A 25620-nucleotide genomic window follows, 5' to 3' on the forward strand; every position below is an offset into this window, starting at 1 on the left:
AGGCACTTTATTAATAAACAAAATCCCTTTCAAAAGCTTGAAAGGGATTTTTGTATTTCTGCTGATTCAGAATATTATAAATTATTCAGAATAAAATCTGTCATTTTCTGATACAGTTGCGGCCTTGTCTGTCCACCGTAAATTCCGTGGTTTTTGTCAGGGTAAGCCATGAAATCGAATTGCTTTTTGTTTTGAATCAAAGCTTCAGAGAATTCCATAGAGTTCTGGAAGTGAACATTATCATCAGCCGTTCCATGGATTAACAGAAATTTGCCTTTCAATAAATTGGCATATTCGGTAGGGGAGTTTTTATCATATCCATCCGGATTTTCCTGAGGTGTTCTCATAAATCTTTCCGTATATACAGAATCATAATATCTCCAGTTGGTTACAGGAGCTACTGCGATTCCCACTTTGAAAACATCAGCTCCTTTAGTCATAGCCAGGCTGGTCATATAGCCACCGAAACTCCACCCGAACATCCCGATTCTGCTCTTATCAATATAAGATTGGTTTCCGAACCATTTTGCTGCAGTAATCTGGTCTTCAATCTCGTATTTCCCAAGATTCATGTAAGTTACCTTCTTATATTTTGCTCCTTTATAACCGGTTCCGCGCCCGTCTACACAAGCAACGATGTATCCCTTTTGTACAAGGTGGTTGAACCACATGGCATTTCCGTTATCCCAAGAGTTTGAAACCTGCTGAGACCCCGGTCCGGAATACTGGAACATAAATAAAGGATATTTTTTATTTGGATCGAAGTTCTTAGGCTTCATTATCCATGCATTCATCTGATCACCAACAGCATTCGGAATAGTAATGAATTCTTTTACCGCAAAATTATCCGTTTTTAATTTCTGCAACTGGTCGTTATTATTCTGAAGCTCTTTTACAGCTTTTCCATTGCCATCTTTTAAAACATAAGTGTAAGGTCTTGCAGCGGTAGAAGATGTTTCAATAAAATAGTTGTAATTTTTACTGAAATTAGCCGAATTGTTTCCTTCCGTATTAGAGATCAGCTGAGATTTCCCATTTTCAATATTTACTTTGGAAACCACTTTATTGATGCTCCCTTTCTCCGTAGTCTGAACGTAAATTTCTTTAGATTTCGGGTTGAAACCATAATAATCGGTAACTTCCCAATTTCCTTTCGTAATCTGTTTTTTGAGCTTACCATCCTTGTCATACCAGTAAAGGTGGCGGTTGCCATCTCTTTCAGAAGCCCAAAGGAAAGAGTTGTCCTCAAGAAACTCCAATGTAGGGCTATCCGTATCAATCCATTTATCATCCGTTTCGGTAAATAATTTCTGAACCGCTCCAGTTTTGGTATTAACTTTTAAAATGTCCGAAGCATTCTGAATTCTCTCAGAAGTAATCAGAACAATTTCATCCGGTTTTGCGGTCTGGAAAACATTGGGGATATAATAGTTTTTGAAAGAACCTAAATTCAACAGCATTATTTTCCCGGTATCAAGACGGTATAATTGTGCAGATACTACAGAATTCTTTTCACCCGCTTTTGGATATTTGTAACGCATTTCTACCGGATACAGGTTTTTACCGTAAATTGGAATATAGATTTCCGGAACTTGGCTTTCATCAGATTTTACAAATACAATGGCATCAGAATTTTTTGTCCATTCATACTGTTTTGCGTGCCCGAATTCTTCTTCATAAACCCAATCTGCCAAACCATTGAGGATGGAGTTCTTTTTACCATCAGTCGTTACCTGGATAATTTTCCCCGAAGTAAGATCCTGATAGAACAGGTTGTTGTCAGAGATGAAAGCTACTTTGGTAGCATCAGGAGAAAAGGAAGGTTCCTGAACTGTTTTTCCCTCATTCAAACTGATAGTCTTTCCGGATTTTAAATCTTTTACATCAAATTTTCCAAGGAAAGAATGTCTGTAAATCGGCTGGCTTCCTACCTGTAAAAGAATTTTTGATTCATCATCAGAAAAAATATAGCTTTCGAATTTTCCGTCAACAATATTTCCTTCCTTCTGAGAAGTTTTGTAAGAATACTTTGCAATTCCTGAAGGCTCAATAACAAGATAATTTTCACCATTTTTCATGGAAGAGATTCCTGCAATTCCTTTTCCCCGGTAGTATCCCGAATATATCTTATCTAAAGTGATTTCCTGTGCCGATACATTTTGGAATGCCGCAGCTACAGTAAGTGTTAAGAGTAGTTTTTTCATTTCTAACATTAATGGATTTCAAAGATAATGATTTTATTAAAATGTGTAAAAAAGCTTTTCACAATACGCTTTTGGCAAAAAAATTGAATATCATTAAGTATAATCAAATCAAATAATAATTATGGAAACGAATGCATACAATCAGAAACTCAACCGTTACGTATTGAACGATCAGATTGTTTATACAGGTTTTTCCAGCTTTAAAGATGCGGAAGAATATACAAAGCGAAAAGGCGGAACACTCGTTGAAATAGGGTTTAAAGACGGAAACGATAACCCTGAAATTACAGATGAAGCCGGCTTGATAGAGAAAAAACTTCATTACTATGTGTATGCAGGCGATGAATATAAATTTATCCACTCATCTGATCCCGGCTTTAGAAAATATGCAGATGAGCTGCAGAAAATAAAGGCTAAAAATGATAAAACAAGCCCGGATGAAAGGTATTTTGCCAATTTCGAAATTGAAAATATAGAAGACCCGATTATTGTGATTAAAAATGATCATTTTGAATCGGTAACTTCGAGAGAGCGTTCAAAGTATTTGAAGCATGCCAGAGTTTATGAACTAGGGGTATCCCTGCCGAAATCTTAAAAAAAATGGATGATGAGCAAGACTAAATATTCAGACAAAGCTCAGGACAAAGTAGGAAAAGTGATGCACGAATTTAAGGAAGGAAAACTGAAGTCTTCCTCCGGAAAAAAAGTGACAAGCAGAAAACAGGCCATAGCCATCGGTATTTCTGAAGCAAGAGAAAAAGGCTTGAAAGTGCCTCCAAAGAAAAAATAATCATTCTAAAATAAAAAATGCCCGGAAATTTCCGGGCATTTTTTATTTTTTAAGCAAAACTACAAATTATCTATTTCGCGATTTTGACATTTAACGTTTTTGCTATTTTGCTTCATTATAAAGTATTCTGTAATATTCATCCGCCATTCTGTCGCTGTTGAAATGATCTTTCACATCGTTCATCGCGTTATGCTGAATTTTTCTCCACTGATCAGGACGATCGTAGTAAGTGGGAAGAATTTCATTTTCAAGAAGCTCGTATAATTTATTCAGATCATAATTATCCTGTTCATAGATACTCATGTTCAGGTAGTCGGCTTTTGGAACTACAAAAGAGTTTTCTCCGCTTTTAGCAAATTCAGGAATCCAGCCATCGTCTGTGGATAAATTTACAGAACCGTTCATGGCAGCCGTCATTCCTGAAGTTCCTGAAGCTTCTCTCGGAACCCTTGGATTATTTAACCATAGATCCGAGCCCTGTTTTAAAGATTTGCTTAAAGAAAGCTCATAACCTGTAAGAACAGCCATGTTCTTGTGGTTTTTACTTTCCTCAACCAACGTATTGAAAGTGGATATTGCAGAATAATCCATTGGGTAAGGTTTTCCTGCCCAGATAATCTGTACCGGATATTTTGGATTGTTCAGAAGTCTGTAGAATCTGTCTTTGTCATGTAAAAGAAGTTCCGCACGCTTGTAACCTGCAAATCTTCTTGCCCAGACAATGGTGAAAACATTCGGGTTGAAGAGATTTCCTGTCTGATCCGCTACAATGCTGAATAATTTTTTCTTTAAATGCTTCTTACGGTAATCAAAAACCATTGAATCATTTTCATCTTTGGCATTGTATAAAGGTTTGTCTGCCCAATATTTAAATTCCTGAGCGTTGGTGATGGAAGTGATTTCACAGATTCCCGGGTATTTATTCCACATAGCTCTGGAAACAACACCATGAAGCTGGGAAACACCGTTGGCAATTCTTGCCATTTTCAAAGCACAAAGCGAATGGTTAAAACGTTCATCATGAGCTCCTTCAATATTTTTTACTTCCTCTATGCTGTACCCTGAGAAATAAGACATGTCATAACATAATTTCATATTATGCTTTTCATTTCCGGCTTCTTCAGGAGTGTGGGTAGTGAAAACAAGCTTTTCTTTTACTTTATTCAGGTCTCCGTTATATTTTTTCAACAGGTAAAATGCCGCGGGAAGCCCGTGGGCCTCGTTTAAATGATAAACATCTCTTTCAATGTTCATTTCATCAAGAAGTTTGGCACCTCCTTTTCCCAATAAGATATATTGTGCCAGCTTTGTAGATTCATTGGCATCGTATAATTTATGACAGATTGTTTTTGAAACATGGTCATTTTCCGGAACATCCGTAGAAAGGAAGAACATGGGAGCCGTATTGAAGATTTCAGGATCAAGGTACCACACTTTTACCCAAACCGGAGCACTGTGGATTTCAATCTGAAACTTGATCCCGGTATCTTCAAGAAAGCTGTACATTTTCCTCGTCCATACCGGCTGAAGCGTCTGATCATGATTTCTGGCCTGGTCATAATAACCAAATTTCCATAGAATACCAATACCGATAAGGTCCTGTTTAAGATTATAAGCACTTCTCATGTGAGATCCGGCAAGGAAGCCAAGTCCTCCCGAATATATCTTCAGTACTTGCTCAAGGGCAAATTCCATTGAGAAATAAACAGCTTTTTTGGAATATTGAGGATTGATGTTGTAGGGTATTTTAAAATTCCTAAAATCCATAAATGTGGGTTTGTGTTAGAAGGGACAAAGGTATTAATTATCAAAATAAACTTTACATTAATTAATAGATAAATTAATTTTAAAAGTAGATATCGGATTGTTTTTTTACCTATCTTTAAGTGTGTAAATTTTTGATTATCAAAAACTTTTAATGATGAAAGCCTGTGGCTGCATGTGTTCTTTAATTTAATAAAAAAATCACACATGAAAAAGACGTTTTCTGATGAAGATCTGATTAAGAATCTGAGTTTATATTACCTGAACAGGCATTTGAAAAAAAAGCCCATAGAAAAGTATCACCGTACCATAGATGAATCTCCGCTTCATGATCGTGAAAAATACAGAAAGAAGTCAGAGATACTTCTTCTCAACTCTTTTATGCATCATTTCCCCGAAGTGAAATTTGAGAATCTTACCTGCGAGAGCCCGGACTTTATCGCAAAATTGAATGACAAAAAAATCGGAATAGAACTGACCGAAGTAATCAATCATCTGGAAATGAAAAAAGTAGAAAGTACTTTGAATAAGATGTTCCGTCAGGCAGAAATATTATTAGAACAGGAAGACACTACGAAATATCGTGGTGTTTATTTTTTAGAATTCCATCCCAATATTAAATTTGATAATCTAGAAGCACAGGAAGAAAACATTATCAATATTTATAAAAGTATCAAAAAAAATAAAGCAATTGGCTGCGTAAAAAGTATCAGAAAATCTTTCCACCGCAGAAATGTTTTTATTACTCATGAATACAGTATGAATCTATTTGATGAGCTTTGCTCGGAGAAGATTCTTGAGCTTATTGAAAAAAAGAACGAAAAATTTCCTTATTATGACACTTCCGTAGACGAATGCTGGCTGGTGATTGTTTCGGATATGAATTCTATTGCTTCAAGATATACTTTTATTCAGGATAAAGAACATTTGAATGAAGTAAAAAGTCCCTTCCATAAAATTTTTCACCTGGAAAACCTGTGCGGTAATATTACAAGTATAAAATAAGTTTTCATTGTTATATGTTTAAATATTTCGCGTTTTAATTTAAAATACTTTAAAATTATTTATATTTTATTGTTTGTAATTAAAATATAGGTATATTTGGTATAGGTTGAATATCAGTCTGATTAATAACCAATTTAACCATAAAAACATATATCTATGAGAAAACTTTTACTCTTTGCACTCCTGTGTATGTCTCATATTTTGTATTCTCAGGCGGATTGCGCTACTGCTCTGTCAGTTTGTGGAAATTCAAATATTACGTATAGTCCTTCAGGATATGGTGATATAAAGGAATTAGTAAATTCGGGAAGCTGTATAGACTTTACCGGAGAACACAACTCAATCTGGTATAAAATTACCATTGCTACCGGAGGTACACTCACTTTTGATCTGGTTCCGAATAATCCAGATGCAGATTATGACTGGGCGATCTTTGGCCCTAATGTAACGTGTGGAAGTCTGGGCTCTCCAATACGTTGTAACGCAGCAACCGTTATCGGTCCAGGACCAGCTACAGGATTGAATATGACAAGTACGCTTTTAAGTGCTGCCGGAGGTTCCCTTACACCTTATTGCAGATACATGGATGTTCTTCCCGGGCAAACTTATTATTTATTTATAGACAATTGGGTGAGCAGTACGAGCTCCACTACCGCTCCGTTTTCTTTAACGTGGGGAGGAACTGCAACGCTGGCATCTCCATTTACAGATCCTAATATTCAGACGCAGCCGTTTAACCCTCCGGGAATTCCAGCTGCAAATCCTGCTGATCCGAGAGAAGTAGTAATATGCTCAAGTACGGCTTTGTTTGATTTTTCTACATTGTCTGCAGGGATTCTTAACGGGAATCAAAATTTCAATGTCAGCTATCATGTAACACAGAATGATGCTTTAACAGGTAATAACCCGATTACGGCACCAAGAACGGTAAATACAACTACTGTTTTTTATTATAGTATCAACTATACAGATCCGACGAATCCGGTCAATCCGCTCAATAAATGTAAACAAATCGGAGCATTTAAGTTTAAAGACGGTTCTATTACGGTTAAAAATGTAACATTAACCCAGTGCAACAATAATAATGCGGGAACAGCAACATATGATTTAACGACAGCTGATGTCATTGCCAATCCGAATGTGACGAAGAAATATTATCATACGATGTCTGATCTCAATGCCGGTATCAATGAAATAACCAATCCAATGGCATTTGTATCCGCAGAAGGAGTCATTTACGTGAAAGTAATTTCTGAATTCGGGTGTACCGCAGTGGCACAAATCACTTTAAAATTCTATCCGCTGGTAGTGGTAAATGAAGTAACATTAAGATCATGCTTTATAGAATCCAATCCTTCTACTGCATCTTTTAATCTTGTCAATGCATCTGTAACCGGTCAGAACCCTGTTCCGATAAAAAAATATTATCCGTCACTTACCGATGCAATCAATCAAACCAATGAGATTATGAATCCAGGTGCTTATATAGCTCCAAACGGATTTGTATATATAAGAGTTTCCAATGCACAGGGATGTTATGCCATAGCGAGAGTAACTCTGGTAGTGATTCCGCCGGTATATTCAGACATTCTTAAAGATAAAACCATTTGTGCAGAAGAGCAGACGGTTCTGGATGCCGGACCAGGTTTCAAAAGCTATGAATGGAGCACAGGAGCTACTACTCAAACCATCAAAGCGGGAATTGGAGTATATTGGGTAAAGCTTAAAACTGGTGAATGTATTACAATGCAGACTGTTAAAGTAATTCCTTCTGAACAGCCGGTTGTTTCCGGAATTGATATTTCCAACAATACAATTACCGTTAATGTAATTGGCGGGAATCCTGCCTATAAATATTCAATTGATAAGATCATTTGGCAGGACTCCAATGTTTTTACCAATCTTTCAAGAGGAGACCATAAAGTGTATGTAAAAGATGCTTACAACTGTGATCCTATAGAAATAGGAATTGTAGTCCCTAATCTGGTGAATGTGATTACGCCTAACGCAGACGGTGTGAATGATGTGATTGATTATTCTGCATTGGCTAACAAGCAAAATCTCATCCTGAATGTTTTTGACAGATACGGAAATAAAATTCATCAGGCAGACCGTCAAAACGGATATAAATGGGATGGCACCCAGGGCGGAAGAAGAGTGCCTACGGGAACTTATTGGTATTCTGTAACATGGAATGAGAATAATAAAAACAGTACTCCTGTCAAATTTACAGGTTGGGTATTGGTGAAAAACAGAGAATAATCATAAATAAAATACATAGACAAAACCACTTCATCCGAGGTGGTTTTTATTTTAAAAAATAACTACATTAGTTATCAAAATAGAAGGTATGATTGATTTGTTTGTAAAACGTTTTGAATATTATAAAACCCTTGGTGATAAGACATTCGGTCAGTTGGATGATGAGCAGATATTCTGGCAGTATAATGAAGAAAGTAATTCTGTTGCTGTAATTGTAAAGCACATTGCCGGAAATATGCTTTCAAGATGGACTAATTTCCTTACTGAAGATGGCGAAAAATCCTGGCGTAACCGTGATGAAGAATTTATAACGGATTTCAAAACGAAAGATGAGGTAGTAGAGTATTGGGAGAAAGGATGGACATGTTTTTTTGACGCTTTGAAACAGATTAATGATGAAAATTTATATTCTACCATTTATATAAGAGGAGAAGGGCATTCTGTTATTGATGCTGTTTTTCGGCAGCTGGCCCATTACCCTTATCATATAGGGCAAATTGTTTACATCGCTAAGATGATAAAAAATGATGACTGGAAGACGCTGTCCATTGCAAGAAATCGCTCTCAGGAATTTAATGCTGAAATGAAAAATAAGTTCTCAGATAATGAACAGGAGGGGAATTCTTCCCCGGTCTGCTTTCAAAACAGTTCCGAAGTAAGAAACGAATATAAACAATAGATTGAATCAATCTTGGATTATTATTAAAATTACTATCTTTGCACCCATAAAATTCAGGAGTAACAAATGTCTACTTTTCACAGAACTGCCGCGTTTCATACACTTGGCTGCAAATTAAACTTTGCAGAAACATCTACTATTGCCCGTCAATTAACAGATGCAGGTTATGATAAGGTAAGTTTTGATGAAAAAGCCAATGTATATGTCATCAATACCTGTTCGGTAACTGAAAATGCTGACCGTGAATGTAAGCTTCACGTAAAAAGAGCAATGAAAGCCAATCCGGAAGGGCTGGTAGTTATTGTAGGATGTTATGCACAGCTGAAACCTGAAGAAATTTCCCAGATTGAAGGTGTTGATCTTGTTCTGGGAGCTAAAGAAAAATTCAATATCCTAAGCTATCTTGATGATTTAGAAAAATCAGATAACGAAGGTGTAGTTCATTCATGTGAAATTGAAGAAACCGATTTCTTTATCGGAAGTTATTCTATCGGAGACAGAACCAGGGCTTTTTTGAAAGTTCAGGATGGCTGTGACTATAAATGTACGTACTGTACCATCCCATTGGCAAGAGGGATCTCTCGTTCGGATACCATTCAAAATGTTCTGAAAAATGCGACAGAAATCGCAGCAAAAGACATTAAGGAAATTGTTCTTACAGGTGTGAATATCGGAGATTACGGTAAAGGAGAGTTTGGAAACAAAAGACATGAACATACCTTCTTAGATCTGATCTCAGAGCTTGATCAGGTAGAAGGAATCGAGAGAATCCGTATTTCGTCTATTGAACCCAACCTTTTGAAAGACGAAAGTATTGAGCTGGTTTCTAAAAGCAAAAGCTTTGTTCCGCATTTTCATATCCCGTTACAATCCGGAAGCGATGATTTATTGAAAAAAATGAAACGCCGTTACCTGACAAAACTTTACAATGACAGAGTCAACAAGATCCGTGAGGTAATGCCTGATGCAGCTATTGGCGTGGATGTTATCGTAGGGTTCCCGGGAGAAACAGAAGAAAAGTTTATGGAAACCTATAATTTCCTTAATGAACTTCCTATCACTTATCTTCATGTATTTACCTATTCTGAAAGAGAAAATACAGAAGCTGCTGCTATGGACGGTGTTGTTCCGGTAGTGGAAAGAAAAAAACGTAATAAGATGCTTAGAATTCTTTCTGAAAAGAAGAAAATGGCATTTTATCAGACACAATTAGGAAAAACGCTTCCTGTACTTTGGGAGCACGAAAATAAAGACGGGAAAATGTTTGGCTTCACAGAGAACTATGTGAGAGTCCAGAAAGACTTTGATCCTGCATTCGTAAACCAAATCGAATTTCTAAATTTAGAAAAAATCCTGTCAGATGGCACGGTTTCAGTGCAATCTTCCTACCAAAATTTTTTAGCAAAAGCATAGGCTCTTTGCAAAATTTCCACTAATTTTATTTTTAAACTTTAAATACTACATTCATGAGAGATAAGTTTTTATCTTGGGGAATTGTATTAGTACTTGCTACATGGATTATAGCAGTACTGATCAGAGCGCATTATTGGATACCAACACTGCTATCCGCCATTTATGCATTGGGTGTTTACAATGCTTACCAATCGAAACATGCTATTTTGAGGAATTTCCCTGTATTGGGGTATTTCCGGTATTTTTTCGAAAGTATTTCACCGGAAATGCAGCAATATTTTATTGAAAGGGAAACAGACGGAAAGCCGTTTCCAAGAAATCAGCGTTCTGCAGTATACAGAAGGGCAAAAAATTTAAGTGATACTGTTGCTTTCGGTACACAGCTGGAAGTTAATCATAGAAAATATGAAGGGATCAAGCATTCAATCTATGCCAAATCACCATCAGAAGAGCTTCCGAGAGTTTGGGTAGGAGGAGAGCAGTGTACACAGCCTTATCATGCTTCTTTATTCAATATTTCGGCAATGAGTTTTGGAGCATTGAGCGACAGGGCGCAGATTTCCCTGAACAGAGGAGCTAAAAAAGGGAATTTTTATCACAATACAGGAGAAGGAGGAATTTCACCTTACCATATGGAAGGAGGAGATTTATGCTGGCAGATCGGAACAGGGTATTTCGGTTGTAGAGATGATCAAGGAAAATTCAATCCTGAATTATTTGCAAAATATTCAACACTTCCGAATGTGAAAATGATTGAGATTAAATTGTCACAGGGAGCAAAGCCTGGTCACGGAGGAGTGCTTCCCGGGGTGAAAAACACTCCGGAAATTGCAGCAATTCGTCACGTAACTCCGGGAATGACGGTTATTTCGCCACCTTCACATACTTCTTTTTCTGATGCCGCAGGATTGCTGAGGTTTGTACAGCAGCTGAGAGAGCTTTCAGGAGGGAAACCGGTAGGATTTAAGCTGTGCATAGGGGATACAAAAGAATTTGAAGATATCTGTGTTCAAATGAATGTTCTGAAAATCTATCCGGACTTTATTACGATAGACGGAGCAGAAGGAGGAACCGGAGCCGCACCACCGGAATTCTCGGATGGAGTAGGAATGCCTTTAGAGCCGGCATTGATATTTGTCAACAGAACATTGAACAACTATAATGTAAGAAGCAAGCTGAGAGTGATTGCCAGTGGTAAAGTTCTTACCAGTCTGGATATTCTGCGAGCGGTAGCTATGGGAGCAGATATGTGTAATAATGCAAGAGGATTTATGTTCTCTCTGGGATGCATCCAGGCATTAAGATGTAATTCTAACAATTGCCCTACTGGAGTGGCCACACAAGATAAAATGCTTATTAAAGGACTTGATGTGACAGATAAGGCAGAAAGAGTATACCATTTCCACAAAAATACTCTTCATACTTGTAATGAATTGATTGCGGCAGCTGGTAGAAGCTCTTATGAAGAAGTAGATGCCACAATGTTTATGAGAGGAGATGAATTTGACCACCTGGCAGATCTTTACTTCCCGGATATTTTAGGAAATGTAAAACAGAAAGCGAGATCTTAACGCTGATATTCCTGCAGATAAATAAAAACCCCGCAATGAGTATTGCGGGGTTTGCTATTGTAAGTAAATTTTTATCTTTGTTTATGGTCTTGCAGATCTTCCGTAAACCTGGAAATTGAAAACAAAAGTTTTATTTCTCAGAGAGATAACACTGCTGTAATTCATATAGTTGTAAGGGTAATAAGGATCTCTTGCAAAAGCTGCTCTTGACGGAACAATAATTACTCCTTGTAAGTTATAGGGAGCTTCACTACCAAGATTATTGAAAGCTTTGAATTTCTGTAATGCTTCACTGAAACCTTCAATCATATAGTAACTTGGCTGTTGAGCCGCTGCTGTAGTAGCATTTTTGATTAATGGGTCAGTTGGCGAAATGTAATAGTACTTAGGATCAATTGCAGGGACTCCGGTTCCACTGATTGTATTCATGAAAGGAGTTGCTGTGATAAATGTAGCCTGCCCGTCATTATTAGCTGCCAGGTAAGTAGTAGCATTCATCATGACTCTAATAATATCCGTACTGCCAATGGTTTGTTCATCAGTTGGAGAGGGCTGAGCTCCAGTTCTCATAATATAGATTGTTCCGGAAGGAAGAGTCTTATAATCTAAGTCAGATAATTTTTTCTCGTTGTCATCAGAAGTATCCGTAGCACTGAAAGCTTTTATATTTCCCTGCGCATCAAGATAATTCTCATCCATAAATTTCTTAATGGCCAGATCATCGTAGGAATTTTGCGTTGCAATATCTTCTGGCTCTACATAAGTTGCTACATTATCATCTTTCTTACATGCAGAAAAACATAAAGATCCTGCAAGGATATATAAAAATATTTTTTTCATTTCAAAAAACTTTAATTACTTTACAAATAATATAACGGCAAAAGTATAAAAAAATATGAGAATAGATAAATTTTTATGGAGTATTCGTTTTTATAAGACGAGAAGTATTGCAGCAGAGGAGATTAAGAAGAATAGAGTTTCTATAGGAACTTCCGCCGTAAAATCATCTAAGGAGGTAAAAGAAGGAGATGTTATTAAGATCCGCAAAAATCAGATTGACTATAAAATAAAGGTAATCCAGATTCCCAAAAGCAGAATCGGAGCCAAGTTGGTTCCGCTTCATATCCAGGATGTAACGGATAAAGAGCAGTACGAATTGCTGAAACTCCGTAAAATGTCACAGGATTATTACAGAAACAAAGGAGAGGGAAGACCTACTAAAAAAGACAGAAGAGAAATGGATGACTACGTAGGCAATGATGTCGCCTCTGATTTTACAGACTGGGATGACTTTTTCGGAGAAACTGATGACGAAACAGAAGACGAAAATTAAAATAAGAAAGCTCTAGAGATAGAGCTTTTCTATTATTTCGTTGACAATGTCTTCCGGTTCTCTGGAATCTGTGCCCACGGTGAACTGCGCTTTGCTGTAAAACTGATTTCTTTCAAATAAATGTTTAGCAATAAATTCCGGCAGATCTTCCTCAGAAATATTGGCGATAATTGGCCTTTTTTCTTTTTGTTTGGACAGTCTTTCTGCTAATGTTGATACAGAGGTTCTTAAAAAGACAGTTTTAGAATTGTGATTGATGATCTCCATATTATTATAATAGACAGGAGTTCCTCCGCCAAGGCTTAAAACAATGTTCTCTTCGGAAGCCAGGATCTCTTCCAGTGCTTCTCTTTCCAGTTTTCTAAAGTAAATTTCTCCCTTTTTTTCAAAAATTTCAGGAATGGTTAATTTATTTCTTCTGGAAATCTCTTTATCGAGGTCAATTAGTTTAAAATTTATTTTTTCGCTTAATATTTTGGAAATGTGAGATTTGCCGCTCCCCATGTATCCGATCAATGAAATTACCATGTATTTTTTTTAAACAAATTTGCGAAAAAGTTTTGAGATAAAGAAAAAAGTCATATCTTTGCACCACTTAAAACAAGGGACATTACTTAAATGAAAACTTGTTAAGTAAGTGGCCGACTCGGTAGCTCAGCTGGTAGAGCAATACACTTTTAATGTATGGGTCCTGGGTTCGAATCCCAGCCGGGTCACTAGCAATAAAAATTACTAAACTTTGTAATTTTATTGCCTGCGTGGTGAAATTGGTAGACACGCCATCTTGAGGGGGTGGTTTCCTAAGGATGTGCTGGTTCGAGTCCAGTCGCAGGCACTGCAAAGAAAAATTTATAATTAATATTGAAATTTATTTCATTTTAATTGTGGCCGACTCGGTAGCTCAGCTGGTAGAGCAATACACTTTTAATGTATGGGTCCTGGGTTCGAATCCCAGCCGGGTCACAAGTTTACTGAAAAGTAAATTTTTTTCATATTAATATTTTGTGATTTGGTGTTTCAAAGGTCTCCCTCAGGAGGCCTTTGATTTTTGTATTAAATCTACAATGAATATTTCTGCCAACTTTGTGTCAAGTAGATTTCATAGACGCAAACAATAGTTATCAAGATAAAAGTATAAGTAGACAAAGGAATTTTCAATTGAGTTTCATTTATTTTTATCCCCAATTTTTGTGCTTGATCGTAAAAAATCCCCAGCCATATCAATGGTTAGGGATTGAATTTTATATAAAAAATTCGGATGAATTAATCCAAATGCATATTGTCAATTAATCTTACTCCGTCTACAACAACTACGATAAAAGCCCTGAAGCTTCTGTCTTTGTAGAAGAAATCTGTTTCCTGTAAAGTATCTTCATCAGCAATCAGGAAGTATTCAAGCTTCATTCCCTGCTGGTGGTCAAAAATATCCGTTACTCTTTCCTTTATTTCAGGGATTGTTACTGTTCTGAACCAGTCATTGACTTTTTTAAGGGTTTCATAAATAACTTTAGATACTTCTCTGCGGTCTTCATGAAGTCTTTGATTTCTTGAGCTTAGTGCCAGTCCGTTTTCGGCTCTGTAAATAGGAACGCCTGTTATTTTAACGGGAAGGTGTTTTTTTGAAACCATTTTTTTGATAATGGCAAGCTGCTGGAAATCTTTTTCACCGAAATAAGCATTGTCAGGCTGTACCTGTTTGAAAAGCTCTTCTACTACAGTACCTACTCCGTCAAAATGCCCAGGTCTGGATTTTCCTTCCATTTCATTTTCCAATCCATCAAAATCATAATGTCTGCTTTCTGCCTTTTCAGGGTAAATATCTGTTATTTCAGGGATATAAACGGCATCTACAAAACCTGAATTCTGAAGAATGAGGATGTCTCTGTTGATGTCTCTAGGGTATTTTTCAAGATCTTCAGGGTTGTTGAACTGAGTTGGGTTTACAAAAATTGAAGAAATTACAAGGTCATTTTCTTTTCTGGCTTCTTCATAGAGGGAAAGATGGCCTTTATGCAGTGCTCCCATGGTAGGGGCAAACCCAATTTTTTTTCCCATTTCTTTCTGTCTTTCAATGAAATCCTGAAGGACTTTCCTATTTTTTATAACTTCCATAGTTTATTGTAATACTATTTCAAAAATACTAAAAATATCGCATAATAATATGTACTTTTAATAATTTGAAAAAGGGAATTTTCGTAAAAAAATGTTAATTAAAATAATGTTGGATGTTTTTTTGTAATTTTGCACATTAAAGCATTTTTACAAAAATTAGATAGAAAGTTTATGCCGAATCAAAAAATACTGTACATTACTACAGAGATGTATCCATATCAGGAAGATACAAATATGGCTGCAGTGGTAAACAAAATGGCACTTAAGATGCACCAAGAAGGCAATGATGTAAGAGTTTTTATGCCAAGATTTGGACAAATAAGTGAAAGGAAATTCCAACTTCATGAGGTAATCCGTCTTTCGGGGATGAATATTATTATCAATGACCTGGACCAGCCTCTTATCATTAAAGTAGCGTCTCTTCCGGGGGAAAGACTTCAAGTTTACTTTATTGACAACGAAGAATACTTCAAAAGAAAACAATATTACTTCGACGATGAAGGAAACCCTTTCGATGACAATGACGAAAGAGCTATTTTCTTCGCAAGAGGAGTAATTGAAACCATTAAGAAACTAAACTGGGTGCCGGATGTGATCCACTTAAACGGATGGATGGCTTCTTTTGTTCCAATTTATCTTAAAACTTACTACGAATCAGATACTTATTTCAAAGACGCTAAAATTGTACTTTCTTTATACAATGAGAAAGATGCTGATCTGGACAAAAAGATCGATGAAAAATTGAAATTTGATAATATTTCAGGATTAAAAGCGTTAGATAACCCGACAATTAAAAGTTTCGTTATCGAAAGTATGAACTATGTAGATACCGTTGTGAAGGGAGATGAGTTTCTGGATGAAGACCTGGATAAGGCCTTCAATGAAACCGCTACCCAAAAGTCGGAATATCTTGACATAGATTCTATAAATCAACTTTATTAAAACACATTTTTAATGACTCATACTCTTAAAAGGACCTTCGCCATGCTTTTACTGGCGATTTTCGGAAGTACAATCCTTTATAACTGTGAACCTGATCCGGATTCTCTTGGGGAGCAGTTGTTCAATCAAGATGCAGCGGAAGGTAATGAAGTGTCATATGACGTTATTGCTTATAATTACAATAATAATGATTCCATCAGAAGTGATGCTGCCAGATTAATCAGCGGGCTAAACGAAAGTAACGGAGCTTTAACTGTTGGGGTACTTGGTGCTTTTACAGAAAACCAGTTTGGAATGCAAAAAGCATCTTACCTTACTCAGCTGAGAATGCCTACAGATAATTTTGATTTTAACGGACCGAATGCAAAAGTAGATTCTGTTGTTTTGGTGGTGAGACCACCAGCTAATACAGTAGCGAATACTTATTTCTTTGAAAGCAGCGATTCATTAAAAACCAATACATATGAGAGAAGTGATTTCCCTGTAAATGGTGAAAATATTGCTGTCTCCATTGAGAAAAAAACATATCCGGTTCGTAAATACGGAAAAATTGGAGGAGCTTCCAAATCAATGAAGATCAATGTACATGAAGTGACAACCTTCCTGGATACCAATAATGATGCTTTCAAGCGTTCAAATGTTTCAGTAAGTACAGGTGAGCTTTTGGGATCGGCAGTTTTTGATGGAAATATAAGCTCAATAGCAGTTACAAAAAAATCTGACAATTCAAATGTATTTACAGGAAACCTTGGATTCAGAATAAAGCTATCAAATACGGATTTCTTCCAGACTCATATTATCGATAAGAAAGGGAAACCTGAGCTTCAGGATGCTTCCAATTTTATCAGGTATTTTAAAGGTATAAGAATCTCTGTAGACGAAACAGACCGTTATCTTTTCCAATTCTCTCCTAACAATCTGGAGCTGATCATGTACTATAAATATGATAAAACAGATAATGGTACTACAACGAGGCCGCAGACTACGCTTAATTTTGTATTGGGTGGTATCAATGCTCATATCGGGCAATATGAATATGCCAGAGCTGGAAGTGCTGTGCAATCTGCATTAGCATCAAGCAATCCTACAGAAGGAGATTCAAGACTCTTTATTCAGGGAATGGGTGGGCCTTCTGCGATTGTGAAAATTCCGGATGCTACCATTGCTACTCTAAAAGATATCTATAACAAAGAAAAAGCAGGTATTCTAAACGCTAAGATCAGAGTATATGTAGATCCTGCAAGCTGGAAAAATACTGGTTCTACAGAAGATCGAAGATTTGTATTACTGTCAAGTCCACTGCTTAATAATATGGTTAACTACTCAAAACTGGCATTTACATCAGATTTGACGGCTGGTCTTGGATTATATTATCCTTTTATTAAAGATAACCAGCCTGTTTATTATGATTTTGTAGTGACAAAAACACTTAAAGATATCATTGAAGGAAAGACAAGTAAAGATGAAAATGGAAATGATCAGCTGATTGTTAATCAGCCATTATATATTGGCGCAGGATCATTTGCATCTAATGCTTCAGGTGGTCTTTTAGGAGCTTCTGTTACTACGAGAGCTTTTGATATGAACAGAGTCATTCTGACTGGAACAGACAAAACAAATGTGAACAGAATCCAGCTGAAAGTGACTTACGCAACAAAAAAATAAAACACAACAAACACTAGACAAAAATAATATGTGCGGAATAGTAGGATATACAGGTTTTCAAGACGCTTACGAAATTGTAATTAACGGTCTTAGAAGATTAGAATACAGGGGGTATGACAGTGCCGGAATTGTTTTGGAAGGTTCAAATAACAAGCTTGAAGTAGAAAAAACAAAAGGTAAAGTCGAGGATTTGGTGAATATTTCGAAAGATTTAAAAGGGAAGGCTAAGATTGGAATGGGACACACACGTTGGGCTACCCATGGTGTTCCTAGTGATAGAAACTCCCACCCGCATTTATCAAACAACGGAAAAATAGCAATTGTTCATAACGGTATCATTGAAAACTATGATACTATTAAGACAATGCTTACTGAAAAAGGATTTACTTTCAAATCAGAAACAGATACTGAGGTATTGGTTAACCTTATCCAGTATTTTATGGATCTGAACCCTGAAATTGATTTCCCAACTTCAGTAAGATATGCATTGAATGAAGTGTATGGCGCCTATGCTATTACCGTGCTTCATGAAGATTATCCTGGAGTATTGGTAGTAGGAAGATTAGGATCTCCTTTAGCAATTGGTATTGGAGATAAAGAATATTTTATAGCTTCGGATGCTTCTCCTTTCGTAGAATTTACGAAAGAAGCCATTTATCTTGAAGAAGGGCATATGGCAACAATCTCTCTTGAAGGAGGTGTAGATATCAGAACCATTAATGATAACTCTAAAATTGAGCCTGAAATTCAGGAGCTTAAACTAAGCCTTGAGCAGATTGAAAAAGGTGGATACGAGCATTTCATGCTTAAAGAAATCTTTGAACAGCCTAAATCTGTACATGATACAATGAGAGGAAGACTTCTTGTAGACGAAGGAGTAATTAAAATGGCCGGAATCTGGGATCATGTAGAGAGATTTAAAAATGCTAACAGAATTATTATTATCGCTTGTGGAACTTCATGGCATGCCGGTCTTATCGGAGAATACCTTATTGAAGAATACGCGAGGATCCCTGTAGAAGTAGAATATGCTTCGGAGTTCAGATACAGAAACCCGATCATTACAGATAAAGATGTGGTAATTGCAATCTCTCAGTCAGGAGAAACTGCAGATACTATGGCTGCTTTAAAGCTGGCAAAAGAAAAAGGAGCATTTATATATGGTATATGTAATGTAGTAGATTCTTCAATTGCAAGAATTACAGATGCAGGATCATACACGCATGCCGGTCCTGAAATCGGTGTGGCTTCTACCAAGGCATTTACTGCACAATTAACAATTCTTACTTTAATTGCATTCAAACTAGGTAAGCACAACGGAAATTTAGGTAATGCTGAATTTATGAGCCTGATTGCTGAGCTTGATGCTATTCCTAAAAAGATTGAAGAAGTATTAAATACAACGCATGAGCTGACACAGAATATTGCAAAAGATTTTGTGAAAGCTACTAATTTCCTTTATTTAGGAAGAGGATACAATTATCCTGCAGCCTTAGAAGGTGCGTTAAAACTAAAAGAAATTTCCTACATCCATGCAGAAGGATACCCGGCTGCAGAAATGAAGCACGGCCCGATTGCCCTGATTGATGAAAACATGCCAATTGTAATTATAGCGCCTAAAAAAGGTCACTATGATAAAATTGTAAGTAACGTTCAGGAAATTAAAGCGAGAAAAGGAAAAATTATCGCTGTAGTTAATAAAGGTGACCGTCAGGTGAGTGAAATGGCAGATTATGTTATTGAGATCCCTGAAACTTCAGAATGTTTCTCTCCAATCGTTGCTTCCGTACCTCTACAACTGCTTGCTTATTACATCGCAGTATATAGAGGAGCCAACGTAGATCAGCCGAGAAACCTTGCAAAATCTGTAACCGTGGAATAAAAAGTTGTTGTAAATAAAATAAATTTAGATTTCTTCCGTTATTTCAAAAAAAATCTTAAAAGTTTCTTAAAAAAATTATATATTTACGGCTTAATTATAAAAATTAACATGAAAAGGATATTTCTTTTATTATTGTCTGCGTCGGTAGCATCGGTATCTTGTTCAGGTGGTGGTAGCTCTTCTGTAGGGAAGCCAGGAACAAAAGGAGAATTGATACCAAGAGAAAAAACGAAATCTTTTGTTGCGGAAAGACCATACGGAATGGTTGCAATTCCTGCAGGATCATTTGTTGCTGGTTTAGCAGACCAGGACCCAACAAACACTCCTGAAAAAGCATCATTGAAAACAGTTACTGTTTCTTCTTTCTTCATGGATGAAGCAGAAACTACCAATGCGGAGTACAGAGTATTTATCAATTATGTAAGAGATTCTATCGCTAGAACTTTACTTGCTGAAGCTGCCGGAGAAGGTGGCGATGAAGGCGGACGTAAAGGAGCTGCAATAGGAGATTACGCATATCTTGCTAAAAAAGAAGAAAATTTAACACCTTATCAAGAATATATGGAAGGCCAGGGAGGCCGAGAAGATGGAGGATATGATGCCAGCAAAAGATTAGATTGGAAAATTCCTTTACACTGGAGTACAACAAAATATCCTGATGTAGAATACGCAGAAGTTTTAGAATCTATGTATCTGCCTTCTTCTTCAAGAATTGGAAACGAAAGAATTTTAGATGTCAGCAAACTTAAATATACTTACCGTTGGGGAGATATGGATGCTGCAGTTGCTGATAACGAAAGAGGAGCTAATTACCTGAGAAGCGAAAGTATTGCGATCTATCCTGATACTACTGTTTGGGTAAAAGATTTCCACTTTGCTTACAATGAGCCATTGTTTGAACAGTATTTCTGGCACAAAGCTTACAAAGACTATCCTGTAGTTGGAGTAACCTGGGATCAGGCAAGAGCTTATTGTAACTTCAGATCTAAATTGAAAACGGATTACAACGAAAGTTTAAAAAGAAAAAAACAAAGACCATTAGAGTTCCGTCTTCCAACAGAAACTGAATGGGAATATGCTGCAAAAGGCGGAATGCAAAATGCTACTTACCCTTGGGGAGGTCCATATTTAATGGATGACAGAGGTTGCTACCTGGCAAACTTTAAACCTAAGAGAGGTAATTACATGGAAGACGAAAAGAAAGGTACTTATACATATACAGCTCCAGTTAAGAAATTTAAGAAAAATGGGTTTGGGTTATTCGATATGGCTGGAAACGTTTCTGAGTGGACATTATCTGCATACAATAACTCTTCATACGGATTCTCTTCTACATTAAATCCTTCTACTAAAGATAAAAAGGATACTAAGAAATCTGTAAGAGGTGGATCTTGGAAAGATATAGGATACGCCTTAATGACCGGTGCAAGAGACTGGGAAAGAAAAGATTCGGCAAGAAGCTATATCGGATTCAGAACTGTTCAGGATATCCCTGAAGCAGCTGTTAAGCCAAGAAGAATTAACAGATAACTAATCAGACAATTTTTCAATAACAATTTTATTTAACATTAAAAAAACTAACTCAATATGTTTAAGACTAAAGATGCTTGGATGAATTTCTTCTATTCATTCGGTGCTGCAATTGTAATTCTTGGAGCTTGGCTTAAAATTACTCACATTACACTGGGACCAATCAACGGTAATATGGCTCTTACGGTAGGGCTTATTACTGAAGCGATTATCTTTATTATTTTCGCATTTGACCCACCAAAAACTGAGGAGTCTTACGCTTGGGAAAATGTTTATCCTGAATTATTGGATAAACATGCTAATCCTAACCCTTTACATTCTAATGTAACCACTAAAAATACAAGTGCTCAATTTGCAGAATTAGAAAACTCTCTTTCTAACAAATTAGACAAAATGCTTGAAGATGCTAGACTTGATGTTCAATTATTCGAAAGATTAAGAACAGGAATTGATAAATTTTCAAATTCTGTTGATCAGATCAATCAAACAGTTGACGTTTCAGCTTCTACTCATAAGTATAATGATCAGCTAAACAAGGCTGCTCAGCATATGGAAAGCATGAATGCACTTTATGCAATGCAGCTTGAAAGCGGTAAAAGACAATCTGAATTCGCTAACAAATATGTAGCAGATATGCAGAAGTCTGCAGAGCAATCTGAAAAATTCAACCAAGAGTTACAAGGTTTAACATCTAATCTGAACAATTTAAATAGAGTTTATGGTGGTATGCTAACTGCTATGAAGTCTTAATTCCTAACCATTTCTAAATTTAACTATTTAATCAAAAAACAAAGAAAAGAGAATGGCACAAGGAAAACAGACCCCTCGTCAGAAGATGATCAACCTGATGTATCTGGTGTTCATCGCGATGATGGCCCTAAATATTGATGCAGAAATCATCAGATCATACTATGACTCTACCAGAGCATTAAATGAAACAAGAACTTTAACAGAAAGAAAGAACGAAAAGATCTTTGAAAGAACATTAGAAGCTAAAGCTCAGCAGGTTCCGGATACCTACGCACAGCCTTGGGCTCAGTACAAAGTGCTGAAATCTAAGATTGATGTATTGGTGAAATCTTCTCAGGATATCAAAGATCTGTTAAAAAAACAGTCTGAGTTTCATGATAAAGATGCCCAAGGAAAAGATATTGACGTAAGCGAGAATTTTGCTGCATTGAACAATAATGAAGCAACTACTGAGTATTTCTTTAAAGAAGGAGATGAAAACTCCCCTTCAAATAATGCTTTAGATTTAAAAAAGAAAATTGATGACGTAAGAAACTACATCAATGCTACTTTTGGAAATAATCCTCAGCTTAAAGATTTAGTTGAAAGAGCTAACAAATCTCTTATCGCTGAATATCCGAAAGGAAAATCTCCAAACGATAAGACCTGGTTCCAAAACAAATTTTATCATCAGCCGTTAATTGCTGCAATATCTAACTTGGAGATTATCCAAAATGATGCCAGAAATGTTCAGTCTGATGCATTAGCATTATTACTTCAGGAAAAAGTAGATGCGAATATCAAATTCTCCAGCTATGAGCCTATCGTTTCAGGTCCGGTTGATATCCAGGCTGGAAAACAGGCTGAAGTAAAAGTAATGCTGGGAACTTATTCTAACAGTAATAAGATCAGCATCTCTGGAGTAAGCAAAGTAGAAAATGGTAAAGGTACACTTCAGATTTCAGGTTCTGGAATTGGTGAACATAAACTAGCAGGTACAATTACATTAACAGATGCTTCAGGTAAGCCACAATCTTTCCCTTGGACGCACACTTATAACGTAATTGCAGGACCAAGAGAAGTAAAACTTGAAAAAGGTTTATTACTTTCTGCTGATAAAATGAATGTAATGTATAGAGGACTTGAGAACCCTGTTTCAGGATCAATCTTAGGTGCTGACAATTCAAGACTTTCATTATCCGCAGCTGGAGCTACTGTAAAGAGCACAGGTCCGGGCAAATGGGATGTAACACCTACTACAGGAAATGTAGTTAAGTTGACATTATCAGGAACAGATCCTTATGGTAAAACTGTTTCCCAGGTATTTGAATACAGAATTAAGAATATTCCTAGACCTCAGGGTCAGATCAGAGGTAAAGCTGTAAACTTTATGCCGGTAGGTTCTATTGCTAATCAGATTGTTTCAGCAACATTACCAGACTTTGACTTCCCGGTTTCGTTTACTGTAAACAGCTTCATTATCAAGCTTCCGGGGAAAGCAGGAACTCTTATTCAGGGTAGTTCATTATCAGGAGCAGAAGGAATGCTTAGAAATCTTAGACCTGGTGATGTAGTTCAGATTTATGATATTCAGGCAACAGCTACCGGTCTTGGAAACCAAAGACTTAAGGAAATTTCACCTGTAATTATTAATGTACAATAAGGTTAATTTGTAAAATCATATTATGAAAAAATATATTAGCACCCTTTTAGTATTAGTTTCGGGATTTGCTTTTTCCCAGACTATTCTGAATGCTTCTTCTCCTGAGGAATTTAGACAAATGAGATCTGAATCAATGAGGAAAGCAGGGGATACTGTTATCAGCAATAAAGTAAAGCCTCTTGAATATGGTTTCGTTGATGATAAGGATATTTACAAAAGTATGTTTGTTTGGGAAATCATTGATATGAATGATAAGATCAACCAGCCATTCTACTATGATAATCCGGACGGTCTTCTGGCTACACCAACAAGATCTTTATATCAGCTATTATTGGATGGAGCTCTTAGCGGAAATATCAAAGAGGTTTATGATGATGAAAATTTCGTAACAAGGCTTTCTCCTGAAGCAATTCAGAAAAGATTGGAAAGTATAAGACTGGATGAAGAAGCTATCGATATCCTGAATTCTGGAAGACAACTTACAGAAGATGAGAAGAAAAGACTTACAGACATCATCAGAACTACTACAGATAAAGTAAAAGTTCTTAAAGTGATGGGAATGTGGTTTATCGATAAGAGAGATGGCCAGATGAAGTACAGACCATTAGGGATTGCAGCAATGGGGCCGGATCCTACATCTGTAGGAAGAATTGGTCCTGATGGACAGCCTTTGGCAGGAGCTGATGAGTTGATCGATCTATTCTGGATCTATTACCCAAGTGCTCGTGATATCCTGGCTAACAATTACGTTTACAATAGAAAAAATTCATCTGCAGACTTATCTTTTGATGATGTTATTAATGCAAGAAGATTCTCTTCTATTATCTATAAATCTTCAAATGGTTTAGGAGACGGAACAATTAAGGATTATATCCCTAAAGATGCTGATGATCAGCTGGAAGAAAGCGATAGAATCAAAGCGCAGATCCTTGAAATGGAAAATGATATGTGGAATTACTAAATTTCACTTGATATTTATACAAAACCTGAGTATTTTTACTCAGGTTTTTTTTATTATGAGAAATGTAGATTATATTATTGTAGGAGACGGATATGCAGGGCTTTTTTTAGCCCATCAGCTGATTAAGAATAATAAATCCTTTGTGATCTTTTCCGAAGGCAGAAAAAGTGCTTCACAGGTTTCTGCGGGAATTATTAACCCTGTTGTTCTTAAAAAATTTACAACATTCTGGAAAGCACAGGAGCAGATTGACTTTTTAAAAGAAAGTCTCAAAGAAATAGAATCCTATACCGGTGAGAATTATCTCATTGATGCTCCTATCCATAGAATTTTTCATGATGAGAATGAACAGAATCTTTGGTTGAAAAAATCAGGAAATGAAGAATTGAATCAATTTCTTGATAAAAATTTTGATCGTTTAAATATAGTAAAAAACGACTTTCTCACGGGAAAGGTTAATCAGTCTGCCAGATTGAATGTAAGTGGATTTTTTGCAGGCCTATTCAATTATTTTGAAAAAAATAATCATTGGGTAAAAGAAAAGTTTGATTATTCGAAATTGAACGCTTCAGAATCCGTTTATAAAGATTTTACCTTTAAAAATATAATCTTCTGTGAAGGAATGGGAGTGAAAGATAATCCATACTTTTCAGAGATTTCCGTAAATCCAAATAAAGGACATCATATAAAAGTTAAACTTTCACAACCAATCCCTGAAAACATAACCATTAAAAAGAAACATTTCCTGTTTCCAACCGGAAACGGACTGTATTTCTATGGCGGAACTTATGACAGGGAACAGCTCCATCACCATATTGATGATTCTGCAGTGGCACAATTGGTGAAAGGATTATCAGAATTTTATCCTTATGATTTTGAAGTGGAGGAAGTGCAATTTGGGTTTCGTCCTACGGTGAAAGACAGGAGACCGATCATCGGAAGACACGCAGACTTCAATAATCTCTATGTTTTCAACGGCCTTGGTGCGCGAGGAATTCTGAACGGATGTTATTTTTCAAGAGATTTATTCCGTTGTATAGAAGAAAATATTCCTTTGCACGAAGAAGTTTCATTGGATAGATTTAAGTAAATTGTATTCAGTTTTCAAGAGGATT

At 36.4% G+C, this 25620-nt stretch carries 21 protein-coding genes and 3 tRNA genes; 19 read left to right on the forward strand and 5 right to left on the reverse strand.

Translation table 11 applies throughout. The annotated features are described in order from the left end of the window. Window positions 1-74: 74 nt before the first annotated feature. The gene (locus tag F3J23_RS17590) at window positions 75-2204 is read right to left on the reverse strand and encodes a S9 family peptidase (RefSeq protein ID WP_167032004.1); all 2130 of its coding nucleotides are present in this window, start codon (window positions 2202-2204) and stop codon (window positions 75-77) included. Between the two features lie 121 nt (window positions 2205-2325). Between F3J23_RS17590 and F3J23_RS17595 the strand changes: the two genes are divergently transcribed. Together F3J23_RS17595 and F3J23_RS17600 are read left to right on the forward strand one after the other, a co-directional pair. Next, window positions 2326-2799, forward strand: coding sequence for a hypothetical protein (locus tag F3J23_RS17595; protein WP_167032007.1), 474 nt, complete (start codon window positions 2326-2328; stop codon window positions 2797-2799). Window positions 2800-2811: 12 nt separating this feature from the next. Next, window positions 2812-2994, forward strand: a complete 183-nt coding sequence (locus F3J23_RS17600) for a DUF6496 domain-containing protein (RefSeq protein WP_167032010.1) — start codon at window positions 2812-2814, stop codon at window positions 2992-2994. A gap of 102 nt (window positions 2995-3096) precedes the next feature. On the opposite strand, the gene glgP is transcribed toward F3J23_RS17600, so the two are convergent. Further along, window positions 3097-4761, reverse strand: coding sequence for an alpha-glucan family phosphorylase (gene glgP / locus F3J23_RS17605; RefSeq protein WP_167032012.1), 1665 nt, complete (start codon window positions 4759-4761; stop codon window positions 3097-3099). A 204-nt stretch (window positions 4762-4965) separates the two neighbouring features. Here glgP and F3J23_RS17610 point away from each other — a divergent pair, with 204 nt between their 5' ends. The 5 genes from F3J23_RS17610 (at window position 4966) to F3J23_RS17630 (ending at window position 11688) form a co-directional block, all read left to right on the forward strand. Continuing rightward, window positions 4966-5763 (forward strand): hypothetical protein, encoded by a 798-nt coding sequence (locus F3J23_RS17610; RefSeq protein ID WP_167032014.1) that lies wholly within the window; start codon window positions 4966-4968, stop codon window positions 5761-5763. 156 nt (window positions 5764-5919) lie between these two features. Next, window positions 5920-8025, forward strand: coding sequence for a T9SS type B sorting domain-containing protein (locus F3J23_RS17615; protein WP_167032017.1), 2106 nt, complete (start codon window positions 5920-5922; stop codon window positions 8023-8025). Window positions 8026-8113: 88 nt separating this feature from the next. After that, window positions 8114-8704 (forward strand): DUF1572 family protein, encoded by a 591-nt coding sequence (locus F3J23_RS17620; RefSeq protein WP_167032020.1) that lies wholly within the window; start codon window positions 8114-8116, stop codon window positions 8702-8704. A gap of 66 nt (window positions 8705-8770) precedes the next feature. Continuing rightward, a complete protein-coding gene (mtaB, locus tag F3J23_RS17625; RefSeq protein ID WP_167032023.1) occupies window positions 8771-10117 on the forward strand; it encodes a tRNA (N(6)-L-threonylcarbamoyladenosine(37)-C(2))-methylthiotransferase MtaB in 1347 nt (448 codons plus the stop codon). A gap of 53 nt (window positions 10118-10170) precedes the next feature. Beyond that, a complete protein-coding gene (locus tag F3J23_RS17630) occupies window positions 10171-11688 on the forward strand; it encodes an FMN-binding glutamate synthase family protein (RefSeq protein ID WP_167032026.1) in 1518 nt (505 codons plus the stop codon). A gap of 81 nt (window positions 11689-11769) precedes the next feature. Here F3J23_RS17630 and F3J23_RS17635 read toward each other — a convergent pair whose 3' ends face one another. Next, window positions 11770-12528 carry a hypothetical protein gene (locus F3J23_RS17635; protein WP_167032029.1) on the reverse strand — a complete coding sequence of 253 codons (759 nt, stop codon included), beginning with the start codon at window positions 12526-12528 and terminating at the stop codon, window positions 11770-11772. Window positions 12529-12583: 55 nt separating this feature from the next. On the opposite strand from F3J23_RS17635, the gene F3J23_RS17640 reads away from it, so the two are divergent. Further along, entirely contained in the window at window positions 12584-13021 is a 438-nt protein-coding gene (locus tag F3J23_RS17640; RefSeq protein ID WP_167032032.1) for an RNA-binding S4 domain-containing protein, read from the forward strand. A gap of 12 nt (window positions 13022-13033) precedes the next feature. Here F3J23_RS17640 and F3J23_RS17645 read toward each other — a convergent pair whose 3' ends face one another. Then, window positions 13034-13549 (reverse strand): shikimate kinase, encoded by a 516-nt coding sequence (locus F3J23_RS17645; RefSeq protein WP_167032035.1) that lies wholly within the window; start codon window positions 13547-13549, stop codon window positions 13034-13036. Window positions 13550-13664: 115 nt separating this feature from the next. On the opposite strand from F3J23_RS17645, the gene F3J23_RS17650 reads away from it, so the two are divergent. The 3 genes from F3J23_RS17650 (at window position 13665) to F3J23_RS17660 (ending at window position 13984) form a co-directional block, all read left to right on the forward strand. Further along, window positions 13665-13737 (forward strand) — tRNA-Lys (locus F3J23_RS17650). 36 nt (window positions 13738-13773) lie between these two features. Beyond that, a tRNA-Leu gene (locus tag F3J23_RS17655) sits at window positions 13774-13856 on the forward strand. Window positions 13857-13911: 55 nt separating this feature from the next. Beyond that, window positions 13912-13984: transfer RNA gene (locus F3J23_RS17660), tRNA-Lys, on the forward strand. Between the two features lie 300 nt (window positions 13985-14284). Here F3J23_RS17660 and panC read toward each other — a convergent pair. Further along, window positions 14285-15133: a pantoate--beta-alanine ligase gene (panC, locus tag F3J23_RS17665; protein ID WP_167032038.1), complete on the reverse strand. Its 849-nt coding sequence runs from the start codon at window positions 15131-15133 to the stop codon at window positions 14285-14287. A 171-nt stretch (window positions 15134-15304) separates the two neighbouring features. Here panC and F3J23_RS17670 point away from each other — a divergent pair, with 171 nt between their 5' ends. The 8 genes from F3J23_RS17670 (at window position 15305) to F3J23_RS17705 (ending at window position 25595) form a co-directional block, all read left to right on the forward strand. Beyond that, a complete protein-coding gene (locus F3J23_RS17670; RefSeq protein WP_167032041.1) occupies window positions 15305-16075 on the forward strand; it encodes a glycogen/starch synthase in 771 nt (256 codons plus the stop codon). Between the two features lie 12 nt (window positions 16076-16087). Next, on the forward strand, window positions 16088-17740 hold the full coding sequence (locus tag F3J23_RS17675) for a DUF4270 family protein (RefSeq protein WP_167032044.1): 1653 nt from the start codon (window positions 16088-16090) through the stop codon (window positions 17738-17740). A 28-nt stretch (window positions 17741-17768) separates the two neighbouring features. Further along, window positions 17769-19622, forward strand: coding sequence for a glutamine--fructose-6-phosphate transaminase (isomerizing) (gene glmS, locus F3J23_RS17680; RefSeq protein ID WP_167032047.1), 1854 nt, complete (start codon window positions 17769-17771; stop codon window positions 19620-19622). 108 nt (window positions 19623-19730) lie between these two features. Beyond that, window positions 19731-21152, forward strand: a complete 1422-nt coding sequence (gene gldK, locus F3J23_RS17685; protein ID WP_167032050.1) for a gliding motility lipoprotein GldK — start codon at window positions 19731-19733, stop codon at window positions 21150-21152. 57 nt (window positions 21153-21209) lie between these two features. Next, on the forward strand, window positions 21210-21902 hold the full coding sequence (gldL, locus tag F3J23_RS17690; RefSeq protein ID WP_167032053.1) for a gliding motility protein GldL: 693 nt from the start codon (window positions 21210-21212) through the stop codon (window positions 21900-21902). Window positions 21903-21954: 52 nt separating this feature from the next. Next, the gene (locus F3J23_RS17695) at window positions 21955-23544 is read left to right on the forward strand and encodes a GldM family protein (protein WP_167032056.1); all 1590 of its coding nucleotides are present in this window, start codon (window positions 21955-21957) and stop codon (window positions 23542-23544) included. 22 nt (window positions 23545-23566) lie between these two features. Beyond that, window positions 23567-24505: a gliding motility protein GldN gene (gldN, locus tag F3J23_RS17700; protein ID WP_167032059.1), complete on the forward strand. Its 939-nt coding sequence runs from the start codon at window positions 23567-23569 to the stop codon at window positions 24503-24505. A 55-nt stretch (window positions 24506-24560) separates the two neighbouring features. Continuing rightward, window positions 24561-25595 carry an NAD(P)/FAD-dependent oxidoreductase gene (locus tag F3J23_RS17705; RefSeq protein WP_167032062.1) on the forward strand — a complete coding sequence of 345 codons (1035 nt, stop codon included), beginning with the start codon at window positions 24561-24563 and terminating at the stop codon, window positions 25593-25595. Window positions 25596-25620 lie beyond the last annotated feature (25 nt).

It is taken from the genome of Chryseobacterium sp. Tr-659 (genome assembly GCF_011752975.1).
Taxonomy (GTDB): domain Bacteria; phylum Bacteroidota; class Bacteroidia; order Flavobacteriales; family Weeksellaceae; genus Chryseobacterium.

What these genes read in the sequence shown, in the direction of transcription:
- F3J23_RS17590 (WP_167032004.1), bottom strand. Translation starts at nt 2,204, where the DNA reads ATGAAAAAACTACTCTTAACACTTACTGTAGCTGCGGCATTCCAAAAT.
- F3J23_RS17595 (WP_167032007.1), top strand. Translation starts at nt 2,326, where the DNA reads ATGGAAACGAATGCATACAATCAGAAACTCAACCGTTACGTATTGAAC.
- F3J23_RS17600 (WP_167032010.1), top strand. Translation starts at nt 2,812, where the DNA reads ATGAGCAAGACTAAATATTCAGACAAAGCTCAGGACAAAGTAGGAAAA.
- glgP (WP_167032012.1), bottom strand. Translation starts at nt 4,761, where the DNA reads ATGGATTTTAGGAATTTTAAAATACCCTACAACATCAATCCTCAATAT.
- F3J23_RS17610 (WP_167032014.1), top strand. Translation starts at nt 4,966, where the DNA reads ATGAAAAAGACGTTTTCTGATGAAGATCTGATTAAGAATCTGAGTTTA.
- F3J23_RS17615 (WP_167032017.1), top strand. Translation starts at nt 5,920, where the DNA reads ATGAGAAAACTTTTACTCTTTGCACTCCTGTGTATGTCTCATATTTTG.
- F3J23_RS17620 (WP_167032020.1), top strand. Translation starts at nt 8,114, where the DNA reads ATGATTGATTTGTTTGTAAAACGTTTTGAATATTATAAAACCCTTGGT.
- mtaB (WP_167032023.1), top strand. Translation starts at nt 8,771, where the DNA reads ATGTCTACTTTTCACAGAACTGCCGCGTTTCATACACTTGGCTGCAAA.
- F3J23_RS17630 (WP_167032026.1), top strand. Translation starts at nt 10,171, where the DNA reads ATGAGAGATAAGTTTTTATCTTGGGGAATTGTATTAGTACTTGCTACA.
- F3J23_RS17635 (WP_167032029.1), bottom strand. Translation starts at nt 12,528, where the DNA reads ATGAAAAAAATATTTTTATATATCCTTGCAGGATCTTTATGTTTTTCT.
- F3J23_RS17640 (WP_167032032.1), top strand. Translation starts at nt 12,584, where the DNA reads ATGAGAATAGATAAATTTTTATGGAGTATTCGTTTTTATAAGACGAGA.
- F3J23_RS17645 (WP_167032035.1), bottom strand. Translation starts at nt 13,549, where the DNA reads ATGGTAATTTCATTGATCGGATACATGGGGAGCGGCAAATCTCACATT.
- panC (WP_167032038.1), bottom strand. Translation starts at nt 15,133, where the DNA reads ATGGAAGTTATAAAAAATAGGAAAGTCCTTCAGGATTTCATTGAAAGA.
- F3J23_RS17670 (WP_167032041.1), top strand. Translation starts at nt 15,305, where the DNA reads ATGCCGAATCAAAAAATACTGTACATTACTACAGAGATGTATCCATAT.
- F3J23_RS17675 (WP_167032044.1), top strand. Translation starts at nt 16,088, where the DNA reads ATGACTCATACTCTTAAAAGGACCTTCGCCATGCTTTTACTGGCGATT.
- glmS (WP_167032047.1), top strand. Translation starts at nt 17,769, where the DNA reads ATGTGCGGAATAGTAGGATATACAGGTTTTCAAGACGCTTACGAAATT.
- gldK (WP_167032050.1), top strand. Translation starts at nt 19,731, where the DNA reads ATGAAAAGGATATTTCTTTTATTATTGTCTGCGTCGGTAGCATCGGTA.
- gldL (WP_167032053.1), top strand. Translation starts at nt 21,210, where the DNA reads ATGTTTAAGACTAAAGATGCTTGGATGAATTTCTTCTATTCATTCGGT.
- F3J23_RS17695 (WP_167032056.1), top strand. Translation starts at nt 21,955, where the DNA reads ATGGCACAAGGAAAACAGACCCCTCGTCAGAAGATGATCAACCTGATG.
- gldN (WP_167032059.1), top strand. Translation starts at nt 23,567, where the DNA reads ATGAAAAAATATATTAGCACCCTTTTAGTATTAGTTTCGGGATTTGCT.
- F3J23_RS17705 (WP_167032062.1), top strand. Translation starts at nt 24,561, where the DNA reads ATGAGAAATGTAGATTATATTATTGTAGGAGACGGATATGCAGGGCTT.